Origin of the sequence: Paraglaciecola sp. 25GB23A, assembly GCF_040012495.1 — a bacterium.
In the GTDB taxonomy this organism is placed as follows: Bacteria; Pseudomonadota; Gammaproteobacteria; order Enterobacterales; family Alteromonadaceae; genus Paraglaciecola.
Genome location: NZ_JBDYKM010000015.1, coordinates 33,241 through 47,179, shown reverse-complemented (window position 1 = coordinate 47,179; position 13,939 = coordinate 33,241). Strand labels below are relative to the sequence as shown.

The following is a 13,939-nucleotide window of genomic DNA, read 5'->3' as shown; positions in this document are numbered from 1 at the left end:
GCGTTTTTAGTGTTATTACTGATGCCGTTTAAAGGCTCACTTTTTTTTCGCTTTAGCAAAGGCATCGGCAAAAGCATTACCCATTAATGGGTTAGCAGGGGTTTGTGTTTGTTGACGATTTTGTTGATGTTGGGCACTCTTTTTAGCTTGCGTGTCTCGTTTGCCACTCGGTTTACCTTGCTCTTTAGGGCTTGATGCCTGAGGAGCCGAGTCATTTAAACGCATGGTAAAAGACACCCGTTTTCTAGCCACATCGACTTCCATGACTTTGACTTTTACGATGTCACCGGCTTTAACAATTTCCCGAGGGTCAGAAATAAATTTATCTGTCATCGCACTGATATGTACCAAACCATCTTGATGCACACCAACATCCACAAAAGCTCCAAAGTTAGCTACGTTACTCACCACTCCCTCTAGCACCATACCTACCGTTAAGTCGTTTAAAGAATGCACATTTTCATTAAAGTTAGCGGTTTTAAACTCAGGACGTGGATCTCGGCCTGGTTTTGTTAACTCATTGATGATGTCAGTCACTGTCGGTAAACCAAATTGTGCAGTGACAAATTCCTCAGGCTTGAGCTTTCTTAGAATGTCACTATTACCCACGATATCATTTACCGCGACCGCTGAGTGTTTCACTATGCTTTGCACAATAGGATAGGCCTCGGGATGCACAGCGGAGGCATCGAGTGGGTCAGTACCATTCATAATGCGTAAAAAACCCGCGGCTTGTTCATACGCTTTTGGCCCCAGCCTCTCTACTTGCAGTAAGCTTTTACGTGTTAGAAATGCGCCATTTTTATCACGAAATTGCACAATGTTATTAGCCAATGTTTTATTCAGGCCAGAAACATGGCTGAGCAAAGCCATGGAAGCGGTATTAACATCAACCCCCACCGCATTTACACAGTCTTCTATAACAGTATTTAATGACTTACCTAAGTTGCTTTGACTAACGTCGTGTTGGTATTGGCCTACTCCAATCGCTTTTGGCTCAATTTTAACCAGTTCCGCCAGCGGGTCTTGTAAACGTCTGGCTATTGAAACTGCACCTCTTAGGGAAACGTCCATATTGGGCAACTCATTCGAAGCAAGCTCAGAGGCGGAATAAACTGAAGCACCTGCCTCACTGACTACGATTTTGGCTACACCAAGTTCCGGATGTGCTTTGATCATTTCAGCCACTAATTTGTCAGTTTCTCTTGAGCCAGTACCATTGCCGATGCTGATTAACTTTACCTTATGTTGTTGGCACAAAACGCATAGGGTGCGTAATGACTTATCCCACTGGTTTTGTGGAACATGGGGGAAAATCGTACTGGTGGTGAGTACTTTACCTGTTTCATCTACGATGGCCACTTTGACACCCGTGCGTAAGCCCGGATCAAGGCCCATGGTGACTTTGGCGCCAGCGGGTGCCGCCATCAATAAATCATTGAGGTTCTTGGCAAAAACGCTTATCGCATCTTGTTCGGCTTTTTCTCTCAAGGTGCCAAATAATTCATTTTCCATGTGTAACATGATTTTTACGCGCCACGTCCATTGCACCACGCCAGAGAACCATTTGTCGCTGGCTAAACCGCTAAACTTCAGGCCTAAATGTTCAGCAATAATTTGTTCACAATATGAACTTTTCAGCCCCTCATCCTGTTGTGGATCAGCGTCTAAGTTGACTTGCAATACCCCTTCATTACGACCTCTAAACATCGCCAATGCGCGATGAGATGGCGTATTAATCAAGAGTTCACTATGAGAAAAATAGTCACTATATTTACTACCATCTTGTTCTTTGCCGCTGACGATCTGACTCTTTATATGTGCATTTTTAGTCAGATACTGACGAATTTTCTGCAACAAAAACGCATCTTCAGCAAAACGCTCCATCAATATGTATTTAGCACCCTCAAGAGCACCTTTGGTATCTGGCACCGATAAATCCACATTTACATAAGATTGGGCGGTGACTTCTGGATCTAAATTACGATCTTCGAATAAGGCATTTGCTAAGGGTTCTAAGCCCGCTTCAATGGCGATTTGCCCTTTGGTTCGGCGTTTTGGCTTGTAGGGTAAGTAGATATCTTCAAGTTCAGTTTTATTACTCGCCTGCTGCAAACCCCTGAGTAATACATCACTCATTTTACCTTGTTCACTAATTGACTTAATGATCACCGCACGTCTGTCTTCTAAGTCACGTAAATAGCTAAGACGTTGTTCTAGGGTGCGTAACTGTATATCGTCTAAGCCTGCTGTGGCCTCTTTTCGGTAGCGTGCTATAAAGGGTACTGTTGATCCCTCATCAAGCAAGCTAACCGCAGATCTTACTTGTTCGACCTTGACTTGCAGTTCTTGCGCGATTTTTTCAATTATCATGTGATTACCTTACTTTTAACCTGCTGCTTATATAGGGATTAGCACAGCAAATTACCAGTTAAACTTGCATAAAAATGGCAAAACTTGCTTATTAGCGTGAAATATCGCCAACCACAAACAGTTGAAATGCTTATCCACAAGAAAGGGCTTAAATTTTGGTGTCACTGGCTCAGTATTTTGAAAATAGATTAACCATGTTCAGTATGTGGAAAATCGCTATAACTGGCGATTTTCACAAAGCTCAATAACCCGTTTAAACGCGAGAGCCTGCATTGATTTTTTGTAGACGCTTAACCACGGCAGCTGCTAAGTCATTAAGTGGCAATACCTCATCTACGCCTCCTAGATTTATTGCTTCTTTTGGCATACCAAAAACAACACAGCTAGCTTCATCTTGTGCAAAGGTATAGGCACCATTCTGATGAAGGTTATACATGCCAGCTGCGCCGTCTTTGCCCATACCGGTTAGGATCACCGCCACGGTGTTTTTTGCCGCACAGCTTGATAGCGATTGGAACATAACATCCACCGAAGGTTTGTGTCCGCTTACCCGCTCAGAATCCAGTAGCTGCGCAATGTAGTCTGCGCCACTTCTCTTTATCGATAGATGATAATTGCCTGGCGCAAGATATGCGTTGCCTGGCAAAATGCGCTCACCGCCTACCACTTCTTGTACTTTCAAGCGACATAAGCTGTCTAAGCGTTTTGCAAAGCTAGTGGTGAATCCCGGGGGCATGTGCTGAGTAATTACTACCGCTGGACTATTGACCGGTAACTGCACTAGAAAATCTTTAATTGCTTCAGTGCCTCCGGTTGAAGCGCCGACTGCAATAATTTTTTCTGTACCACTAAAGCCCATTGTTAACTGGCTACTAATTTTGGCTTTTTCAGTTTTTTTAACCTTTGCCGTTGCCGCCATTCGAATTTTTTCAAGAATAAGCACGCGATATTGCTCTATACCTTGGGCAATATCTAATTTGGGTTTAGCGATAAAATCAATCGCGCCTAATTCTAATGCGCGCAATGTGGCATCAGCTCCTTGTTCCGTCAATGTGGAAATCATCACAACAGGAGTAGGTCGGGCCTTCATTAATTTCTCTAAAAAAGTTAAGCCATCGACTTTTGGCATTTCTATATCTAGGGTAATGACATCCGGTGAGAATTGATTAATTAATTCTCTGGCTGCATAGGCATCAGGCGCGGCACCAACTAACAGCAAGTCTTTCTCAGCCTTAATAATAGTACCTAGTAAACTTCGAATTAAGGCAGAGTCATCAACAACTAGTACTTTTATTGGCATAAGTTTTCTTCTTAAAATAAATCGACATTGCCTACTTTAGGCGCTTGTTTAACTCGCATGCGATATTCACTTTCTCTGTCCATAATGGTGGTGTTATGCAGTGATTTGATTTTCTTTACTTTTACCTCCCCTGAGGCAACAAAAAAATAGACTTTGCGCGGAAAGCGATCAAGTAAATCGCTGGCCACAATTGGAATGTGTTCGGCGCTTAAATAATCGAGTACAAATTCAGCGTTTCTTTCACCCACGTTATTAACCGTAAATCCCTTAAGAACGTTCCCGCCACCAAATACTTTGGCCTCTAACCTGCGTTTATCCGCGCCTAATTTCATCATTTGATTAATTAATAACTCCATGGCATATACACCATATCGAGCAGACTCTGAAACTGAAGAAATGGCTGCCGCACCATCACTTGGTAATAAAAAATGATTCATACCGCCAATTCTTCTTAAGGGGTCTCGTAAGCAAACTGACACGCATGAACCAAGCACGGTGACGATGAGCGCGTCTTCGGTTGTGGCGTAATATTCCCCAGGCAAAATTTTGACAGCAGCTAAATTAAAATGACTATCGTGATAACGATTCGGTGAATGGCTGCGGTTTTCATCGCCATGATTAAAGTCCATAGTTATCCGTTTTTATTGGGGCGGTAAATTGTTTTTCCCATAGGTGTCACGAGATTAGCCGCATTGGCGAAGGTTTCAGAATGACCAGCAACATACAATCCATTTGCAGGCATCAAACCAATCATTTTAGCTAAGATGCGTAATTGGGTGCTTTTATCGAAATAAATCATCACATTGCGACAAAAGATTATATCTATTGTTGGTTCAATGTCCCAAGTGCTGTGGGTCAGATTTAGTTGTTTAAATGTCACCATATCACGCAATTCTGGCACTACTTTGACCTTACCACTGTTGCTCCCTTTGCCCTTTAGGAAAAACTGTTTGCGTTGCACTTGGCTTAAAGCTTCAATGCTACTTAAAGCATAAATACCCTGATCCGCTTTTTCTAATACCGTACTATCAATATCCGAAGCAATAATATCGACGCCAGTTGAAAAACTGCCAAAGGTTTCAGCGACAGTCATAGCAATTGAGTAGGGTTCTTCCCCAGTGCTACTTGCCGCGCACCAAATTCGTTTTTTGCCTGAATGTCTTTCCAAATATTGACGCAAAATCGGAAAATGATGAGCCTCGCGAAAAAAAGAGGTCAAATTCGTGGTCAGTGAATTAACAAAAGATTGCTCTTCTGCTGGTGTCGTTTTCAAATAGCTTAGGTAGGCAGCAAAACTAACGATTTTTAACTGGCGCAAACGTCGCGCCAGACGGCTATAAACCATGGAGTCTTTACTCTCAGCCAAGCGTATCCCTGTTTTTTCATAAAGGATGCGCCTAACTTCGTCGAAATCTTGGCGACTGAATAAAAACTCTTTATCTGCTGCAGAAGTCGTCACTAGGCTTCACCTTAAAAGCTTTCCCACTCATCTTCGGCAGGCGATACTGATTGCTTGCGAGTTGGCGGTTTTGCCGCAGCTTTGGGTGGTGCTATTCGCGCTGTATTCCGGCTTTTAACTGGATGTGGGGCAGACAGAGCTTTTGCTGTACTTTTACCGGCAATTTTAAATATAGACACTCGCATCGCTAGTTGTTCAGCTTGAGATTGTAAGCTTTCTGCGGCGGCGGCGGCCTCTTCTACTAGTGCGGCATTCTGTTGGGTTACTTCATCCATTTGCGCAATAGCTTTACCTACTTCATCAATGCCCGTAGCTTGCTCAACTGAGGCGGCAGCTATTTCAGACATAATATCGTTAACGCGTTTTATCGACGTAACCACTTTATCCATGGTTTCGCCTGATTGATTGACTAGAGTATTACCCGACTCAATTTTAGTAACGGAATCAGAAATCAGCTCCTTAATATCTTTTGCTGCGTTGGCAGAACGCTGCGCTAAGGTCCTGACTTCTGAGGCGACGACTGCAAATCCGCGGCCCTGTTCGCCAGCTCTTGCCGCTTCAACCGCCGCATTTAAGGCAAGTATATTGGTTTGAAAAGCAATGCCATCAATCACACCAATGATGTCGGCAATCTTCCTGGCTGAATCATTGATGGACGACATAGTAGTCACAACTTTTTGAATTAAGGCGCCACCTTCCATTGCTACAGTAGATGCCTGTGATGCCAGACCGTTTGCCTGTGTCGCATTTTCAGAGTTTAACCTCACTGTGCCGGTTAATTCTTCCATACTCGAGGCGGTTTCTTCTAAGCTTGAAGCTTGCTGTTCGGTGCGACTGGATAAATCTGTATTACCTTGAGAAATTTCAGTAGACGCGCTGCTAATGGTTTCCACGGCCTCATGAATTTGTGAAATAGTATCACTAAGCTCCGTTACAAAACTGTTGATTGCGTCACCTAATTCTTTAAATTCACCTTCAAATTCTTCTTCAATCGAGGTTGTCAAATCACCTTCAGACAAGCTCATTAAGACCCGTTTAACTTCATTAATAGCCGTTTTACGACCGGTAATATTACTGGCGTATTTAACAACTTTAAACGGATTCCCATTTAAATCCAAAATAGGGTTATATGAAGCCTGCAACCAAACTTCAGCGCCTCCTTTGGCAATCCGCTTGTATTCGCCAGTTGCATACTCACCTGCATTAAGTTGTTCCCAAAACACTTTATACTCATGGCTACTGCGATAAGCGTTATCCACAAACATACTGTGATGTTTGCCTCTAAGTTCAGACAAGGTATACCCCATGGTGCTCAGAAATGCCTCATTGGCAGTCTGAATTACGCCATCCATATTAAATTCGATAACCGCCTGAGACTTACTGATGGCTTCTATTTGACCTTCGTAGTCAGCCGCCTGCGTTCTTTGTGCTGTGATGTCGGTGGCAATTTTGACAATCTTGAATACGCGGCCCATCTCATCCTTCACCGGCGCATAGACTGCTTGAATCCAGACCTCTTTGCGTGATTTGGTAATGCGTTTAAATATATCGTTTTGTGCCTTACCCGCATTAAGGTCACTCCAAAACTGAGCATAAGCTGGCAGGGCCGACTGAGCTGGATCTACGAAAATTCGGTGATGTTTACCCTCAATTTCATCGAGCTGGTATTCCATTAAATTTAAGAAATTTTTGTTTGCTTTGATAATAGTGCCGTTCAAGTCGAATTCGATATAACCATATGATTCATCGATGGCACCCAGAATACCCATGGCATTTTGGCGCTCAATTTCCTGCTCGGTAATGTCGTAACGAACGCCTAAGTATCTGCTAGGTTTACCGTTGTCGCCAATAAAGGGGGCAATAACTGCATCTACGTAGTATGGCGTTCCGTCTTTGGCGCGGTTTTTAATGACGCCGCGGAAGGTGTCGCCGCGTCTGATTGTGGCCCAGACCTGTTTAAAGGTTTCTTTGGGCATATCAGGGTGACGGGTAGTGTTATGTGGTTGGCCTATTAGCTCTGCTCTATTGTATTTAGACACTTCGATGAATTTGTCGTTAACCGTGACAATGTCACCCTTGAGGTCTGCAAACGATACAATACTGGTCAAGTCCATAATATCGCAGCGAACTTTGAGTTCCTGCGCCGTATTGGCCATTTCCTTTTGTAAGGCTGCTATCTCGGCAGCTTGTTCATCTAGTTGGGCCGACTTTGCCGCTAATTCTTGCGCCTGTGCATCTAGTTGTGCTCCGCTAACCAACTTCGAAAGCCACGTTGTTTTGATTTTATTCATGGTATATGTCCTTAAAAATTGAAAAGTGTTTAACGGAAATTTTTTGCACTGGAACTAGATGTTCCTGCTGAATAATTTTCTTAAACAATTCTAAAATATTCATTTATTACTCTAGGGATGCGCTAATTTGTGTGTCTAACAAGCCAAGCTCATCGCTAGAAATCAAGCGTTCTATATTGACTAAAATGACCATGTGGTCGTCTATTGGTACTAGCCCTAGCAAATAACGACTATCAAAAGCCACCCCAAATTGAGGGGGCGGACGAATTTGGTCGTCGGTCAGTCGAATGACGTCGGATACTCCATCTACCACTATGCCAACAATGCGCTCTGCCACGTTAAGCATGATGACGATAGTAAATTCGTTATAGCTGGCTTCACCTACTGAAAATTTAATGCGTAAATCGACTATTGGTACAATGTCGCCGCGCAAGTTCATCACGCCTTTAATAAACGCGGGCGCATTGGCGATTTTAGTCACCGCTTCATAACCGCGAATTTCTTTCACCGACATAATATCCAGTGCATAGTGTTCATCACCCAATACAAAGGTAAGAAACTCTTTTGAGTCACTTTCACTATGCGCTTGTTCGTCGTGAGCTTTTCTCTGATTATTCATCAATCCCCCCAGTACTTGTTTGTGTTACTGAGTCTGCAAGCGATTCAACATCAAGGATCATGGCCACCCCGCCATCCCCCATTATTGTTGCACCAGCCACACCAGTTACTCGTTTGTAATGTTTTTCTAAGCTCTTAATCACCACTTGCTGTTGGCCAACCAGTGAATCAACTAACAAACCAAAACGCTTTTTATTGCTCTCTAACAGCACCACAATTCCTTTGTCTGGTTCATGGATAGCATTGTCGATTTGCATGTTTTTATGCAGGTGGATCAAAGGCCAATATTTGTCTCTGATCCACAGTAAACTATCATTCGAAATGGTTTTGACTTGCTCTTTAGAAGGCTGAATCGATTCGACAATATTGAGTAGTGGTATTACAAAAATTTGCTCACCTACGCCCACACACATGCCATCAACTATGGCTAAAGTCAGCGGTAATTGAATATAAAAGCCTGAGCCTTCACCCGCAGTCGATTCAATTTCAATACGTCCACCAATAGCCTCAATATTTCTGCGCACTACATCCATACCCACGCCTCTGCCAGAGACATCGGTAACTTCTGCTGCGGTTGAAAAACCGGCTTCAAAAATCAGATTCCATACTTGTGCGTCGGGCATATTGGGGTCTACATCAAGCCCATTCTCCGCCGCTTTAGCTAAGATCCTCTCACGATTCAAACCGGCGCCATCGTCGACAATACTGATTTGAATGGTGCTACCTTTTTGTTCCGCCCGCAGAATGACTATACCCTCCTCTGGTTTGCCCTTGGCGATTCTGTCTGCAGTTTTTTCAATACCATGGTCAATACTGTTTCGCACAAGATGAGTAAGGGGATCGACGAGCTTTTCAATCATGCCCTTATCTATTTCGGTGTTACCACCCTCTATTCTTAAGTCAACTTTCTTGCCTAATTTCGTGGATAGATCTCTTACCACTCGGGGGAATCGATTGAAGGTCACGCTCATCGGCAACATGCGCATTGACATGACTGATTCTTGGATTTCACGGGTATTGCGTTGCAGTTCCGCTAAGGCAGCTTGTAATTTTTCTTCAATGGAGCCGGCGACTTCATTGCCAATCATGGCCAACATGGACTGCGTAATAACAAGCTCACCCACAAGGTTTACCAGCGAATCTATTTTGCTAGTATCGACCCTTATTGAGCCTGATTCTGTGTTTATCTTGGGAGCCTGGGTTTTGTTGTCTGTTATTTTTGTCGATGAAGATAAAACCGGTGCTTTTTTAATCGGTGTTTTTAATTCCTTAGCTTTAGTTGGTGGCTCAAAAGGTTCGAAAAAGCCATAGGCTTGCTCTTCAATTTTGGGGGCTGGGCTATCGTCTGTAAAAAAGCCAAAGCCATCATCTTCTGCTGTTTGGTCGCTTGCTGTTGATAATGGTTCTAAAGGCTCAAACAAACCAAATCCGTCATCTTCAAGTGTGTCAGTGATGTCTTCATCAGTATCAAAAAAGCCAAAACCTTCATCCACAGGAACAACATCAGATACTGGTTCTTCCTGTGGCTGATGTTCTAAAAGTGCAAGCTCTAATACATTAATCCCTTGTTCTATCTTGTGTTGGTCAACTTCTTGATGATTTCGATAGGCATCGAGGGTTAACTTTAATATATCAACGGTTTGTAACAATACATTGACTATGTCGGTGGTTAATTGGACCTGACCCTGACGAGCCTTGTCGAGTAGATTTTCCATAATATGGGTAAGGCCAGTTAAGGCGTCAAAACCAAATATGCCGCTACCGCCCTTAATGGAATGGGCGGCTCTGAAGATACTATTAAGTTGCTCGGCGTCAGGATCGTCGAGATTAAGGTCCATTAACTCTTGCTCCATGTTTTCTAGATGCTCCTGACTTTCATCAAAAAACACCCCATGGAACTGCGTCATGTCAATTGACATATTTGCTCCTCGGATGATTAACCAAGTACTTTTGCAACAACATCAAGCAATTTTTTTGGATCAAATGGCTTCACCATCCAGCCCGTAGCGCCCGCTGCCTTACCTTGCATCTTCAAGGTGTCACTGGCTTCTGTTGTTAAAACAATGATGGGTGTTTTACTGAAGGTAGCTAAACCACGCAGGGACTTAATCAGGGTTATACCGTCCATTCTGGGCATGTTTTGGTCGGTTAAAACAAAGTCAAATTGACTTTTTTGGCATAACTCGAATGCCGCTTGGCCGTCAGGAGCTGCTGTTACGTCATATGAGGCAGTTTTTAACGTCATTTCAACCATTTGTCGAATTGATGGCGAGTCGTCAACAATCAAAATTCTTTTGCTCATATTTATCTCTTATGCTGGGTTAGAAACACAGGATTACAGTGTTGGTCACTATTTTGTGTAAAAACTATTACATAGGCTTAGGTTTTCGGCATTGGTAAAAATACCTATTTAATAATATTAGGTAAAAATACCAATAAGCCGTGATTGCTAGGCAAATGTGTTTTTTGGCCCTAAAAAATCAATAAATACTTGTTTTAGCTATATATAATTTATGGATTTTATTTGTCGCTATGCTATCTTTTGTACAGCGTAATCAAAGAAATAAAGACCGTGTCATTTATCCACAAAAATATGTTTTTTGTCGGCAAACAAACATCGTTCAACAAGGATTTTTTGCTCCATTTATTTAGTCAGTTTTTCACTAACTGATACGCTAATTTATTGATTTAAAAATTAATTTTAGAGTGGCTTTGGTTGTGGTTAATAGGGTTAGTTAGAATGACAAAAGGTATTATTTACATTATTGATGACGAATATGACGTTCGGTTTACTTTGGAGAACATTTTTCGTTTTGCGGGTTATATGGTTAAGTCCTTTGCAAGCGCTAACGAGGCTTTATCTTTTAAGTTACTTGATACTGATAGTTGTATTGTTTTAGATTTAAATATGCCAGACGTTGGTGGTTTACAATTTCAAGAATTACTAAAAGATAAAAATATTCATATCCCTATAGTGATTTACTCTGGCAAAGCAGATGTTGATGCGACGGTTATGGCCATGACTGATGGTGCTTTTACGCTTATTCAAAAACCAGCACCCAATCACGTGTTAATTGAAAAAGTTGAAAATGCCATTGCAAGCTTTAAGCATATCGATAAACATCACGCTCAATGCCAAAATGCGCAAAAATTATTAACACTGCTAAGCCCTAGAGAAATTGAAATAGCAAAATTATTTGCTAATGGCAAAACAGCCAATGAGGTTGCCGATACCCTTTTTATCAGCCGACGCACCGCTGAAGCACATCGAGCAAGTATCTTTAGTAAGCTACAAATAAAGTCAGTTGCACTTTTAGCTCAACTAATTTTACTGGCCGATATGATTGAAAATTAGTTAATTTAATATCTTATCGTCAAGCCATGGTGTTAAAGCAGTGCAACACTAAATTTCATTGCAGAAAAACCTGAACAAGGATTTTTATTGACTCTTTTTACAACGTTGATGGCTTCACTAGACGATATTTGTTTACTCACAAATGGCGGTGAGGATTACGTACAGGCAGTCATTATTGAGGTCAGCGCTGGTTTTAAAAGCGCCACTGAATTATCCCTTCCAGACTTATTTAACAAACCCTGTAGCGATGTCTTTTGCTTTCCCTCTCAAGCCTCTCCTAGGCACTCTATCACCGAGGCTTTCCAGCACAAAGAAGCCTTAGTGACTGAGTTGCATATACGTAACGCCCAGGGTGATTTATTGCGTTTTAATTTTTCAGTTAAACCACTTATAAACGATAAAGGACAAGCTGAGTACTGGCTATGGCAAGGCACCTTGCTGGGTTTAGATAAGATGGAATGCACAAATTATGCTGATACAAAGGCCCTCGCTGCGATGCAGTTGATGGCGTCTTCAGTTTCTCATGAATTAAATAATATCTTTGCTGTCGTTCTGGGTAACGCAGATTTAATCATGAGCAAAGCAGAATTGAATAACATGTTTGTTCCTTTGCTGCAGGCGATTACTCGCTCAACCGCGAAGGGTCTTAGGCTTACAGAATCACTGCAGTCATTTGCGCAAAAAAAAGCGGATAAAAAACAAGAAGTAGTAGTCGATCAGTTATTAGCATCACTGGAATTGAACGACTTAGGCAGCGAATTCGATTTTGCTCAGCAACTCAGTGTTAATTTGCATTCTCAGATGTGCAAGATAGATATCAACCCTCAAAGCTTTATGCGCGGTATTGAGCAACTAGTTAAAAATGCCCTGCAAGCAACTGGGGCAGAAGGCAATATTTCTATTGAATCAAGCCTGATATTTGTACCACAGCAAAGAGATTTTTTTCAGCAATTAGTTGTGCCAGCAACATATGTGCAAATAAAAATTTCCGATAATGGAGTGGGAATTACACTCCAAGATTTACCGAAAATTTTTAACCCTTATTTTTCAACATTAAAAAAACAAAGTCACCAGGGATTAGGTTTAAGCCTAGTCTATGGCTTTTTACAAAACTGCCAAGGTTATTGTTTTGTCAGCTCAATTGAAAATCATGGCTCAACTTTTACTCTGCTGTTCAGACCTGTCCATTAATTAACATCTACGTTTTATCCATCGACCACTCACAATGCAAATTCAGTAAATATACCTATTTACTGAATTATTGATTGGACTACAGTAGTGGTGTTAAAAGTTAAAACTATGTTCTAGGTACAAACAATTCTGTGCAAAATGAGGCCAATACGTGGAATCAGAAAAAAGTAAAATACTTATCGCGGAGGATGAGCCAGACTTACTATCAATTATGGATGGCTTGTTATCGCCTCACTTTGATGTTGTATTGGCAAAAGACGGGTTTGAAGCGAAAAAATTAATAGAATCTCATGATTTTCTTTTTTTGATCTTAGATATTCACTTGCCTGATTTGAGCGGCCTTGAATTATGTCAGTGGATCATAGACTCAGACAATACACTCAAACCGCACATTGTTATCACTAGTGGGGACAATAGCCAATCAACAATTACCGCCGCCTATGAGCTCAATATTGATGACTACATAGTCAAGCCTATATCCCCCCTGCTTTTTGTGCAGCGTATGCAACGCTTAGAGCGTGACATTCTTGATCATGAGAACTTGGAGAGTCAGCGAAACGCATCGCAAAATATTGCCCAGACTGCCATGCAACAAGCATCAGAATATGGCAGTGCATTGGAATTAATTTCTCGCCTTAATAGTATTACTAATAGTCAGCAACTTGCTAAGGAAGTCGCTACCTATATGAAGACCAAAGGCTATTATTCAGCGGTACAGTTGCGTTCAAGTGACGAAATAGTCACCTTTGATATCGATTTTGAGACTTGTACCGAAAATGAATTACGCGTATTCAAAGTATTGCATGACCAAGGGCGAATATTTAGTTTTGGACGCAGAAGTATGTTCAATGACGACCATGTTTCTCTGCTTATCAAAAATATGCCGTCAATGGATTCCCATTCTTATGGCTTTTTAGTGGATGTTGCCGCCAAAATTATTCCTGCCATCAATAATCGCTTTGTCAGTTTATGTAATGAATCAGCCATTGCCACAAGCATTGATACTTTATCTTCGGCCATCGAACTAGTGAGTTCCGGCTTAGTGGCAATGGAGTTAGAAAAACAGCAAATTCTTGAAGAAATCATTGCGCATATTAGTGCTAGTTTTCACACACTGGAGCTAAACGAAGTACAAGAGTCGTTTTTTGTGAATCTGATTGAACAGAAACTGACCCAAAAAACCGTGGATAATAAATTTATTCATTTGCGCGATACCCTTGATAACTGCCTTGTCTCAGTAAAAGAAAGTCAAAAAATGAGCAAGATAGCAGAGCAGGCACCTTTGGCTGACTATCAAGATGTGGAATTATTTTAGGTTATTGACCTTAACTACTGATTTAATAAAAGCGTTG

At 41.7% G+C, this 13,939-nt stretch carries 11 protein-coding genes; 3 read left to right on the top strand and 8 right to left on the bottom strand.

The features are described from left to right. Window positions 1-36: 36 nt before the first annotated feature. The 8 genes from ABKW31_RS16575 to ABKW31_RS16540 form a co-directional block, all read right to left on the bottom strand. On the bottom strand, window positions 37-2,373 hold the full coding sequence (locus ABKW31_RS16575; RefSeq protein ID WP_348617685.1) for a Tex family protein: 2,337 nt from the start codon (window positions 2,371-2,373) through the stop codon (window positions 37-39). A 253-nt stretch (window positions 2,374-2,626) separates the two neighbouring features. Then, a complete protein-coding gene (locus ABKW31_RS16570) occupies window positions 2,627-3,673 on the bottom strand; it encodes a chemotaxis response regulator protein-glutamate methylesterase (RefSeq protein WP_348617684.1) in 1,047 nt (348 codons plus the stop codon). Window positions 3,674-3,684: 11 nt separating this feature from the next. Beyond that, a complete protein-coding gene (gene cheD / locus ABKW31_RS16565; RefSeq protein WP_348617683.1) occupies window positions 3,685-4,302 on the bottom strand; it encodes a chemoreceptor glutamine deamidase CheD in 618 nt (205 codons plus the stop codon). Window positions 4,303-4,304: 2 nt separating this feature from the next. After that, window positions 4,305-5,132 (bottom strand): CheR family methyltransferase, encoded by an 828-nt coding sequence (locus tag ABKW31_RS16560; protein WP_348617682.1) that lies wholly within the window; start codon window positions 5,130-5,132, stop codon window positions 4,305-4,307. Window positions 5,133-5,143: 11 nt separating this feature from the next. After that, the gene (locus ABKW31_RS16555) at window positions 5,144-7,423 is read right to left on the bottom strand and encodes a methyl-accepting chemotaxis protein (RefSeq protein ID WP_348617681.1); all 2,280 of its coding nucleotides are present in this window, start codon (window positions 7,421-7,423) and stop codon (window positions 5,144-5,146) included. 106 nt (window positions 7,424-7,529) lie between these two features. Next, the gene (locus tag ABKW31_RS16550) at window positions 7,530-8,042 is read right to left on the bottom strand and encodes a chemotaxis protein CheW (protein ID WP_348617680.1); all 513 of its coding nucleotides are present in this window, start codon (window positions 8,040-8,042) and stop codon (window positions 7,530-7,532) included. Next, the gene (locus tag ABKW31_RS16545; protein WP_348617679.1) at window positions 8,035-9,960 is read right to left on the bottom strand and encodes a chemotaxis protein CheW; all 1,926 of its coding nucleotides are present in this window, start codon (window positions 9,958-9,960) and stop codon (window positions 8,035-8,037) included. Before ABKW31_RS16545 ends, ABKW31_RS16550 begins: the two co-directional genes overlap by 8 nt. A gap of 17 nt (window positions 9,961-9,977) precedes the next feature. Further along, entirely contained in the window at window positions 9,978-10,343 is a 366-nt protein-coding gene (locus tag ABKW31_RS16540) for a response regulator (RefSeq protein WP_348617678.1), read from the bottom strand. Window positions 10,344-10,781: 438 nt separating this feature from the next. On the opposite strand from ABKW31_RS16540, the gene ABKW31_RS16535 reads away from it, so the two are divergent. The 3 genes from ABKW31_RS16535 to ABKW31_RS16525 all read left to right on the top strand — a co-directional run bounded on the left by ABKW31_RS16535 (window position 10,782) and on the right by ABKW31_RS16525 (window position 13,902). Beyond that, entirely contained in the window at window positions 10,782-11,396 is a 615-nt protein-coding gene (locus ABKW31_RS16535) for a response regulator (RefSeq protein WP_348617677.1), read from the top strand. An 87-nt stretch (window positions 11,397-11,483) separates the two neighbouring features. Then, the gene (locus ABKW31_RS16530; RefSeq protein WP_348617676.1) at window positions 11,484-12,587 is read left to right on the top strand and encodes a PAS domain-containing sensor histidine kinase; all 1,104 of its coding nucleotides are present in this window, start codon (window positions 11,484-11,486) and stop codon (window positions 12,585-12,587) included. A 151-nt stretch (window positions 12,588-12,738) separates the two neighbouring features. Then, window positions 12,739-13,902, top strand: coding sequence for a response regulator (locus ABKW31_RS16525; RefSeq protein WP_348617675.1), 1,164 nt, complete (start codon window positions 12,739-12,741; stop codon window positions 13,900-13,902). Window positions 13,903-13,939 lie beyond the last annotated feature (37 nt).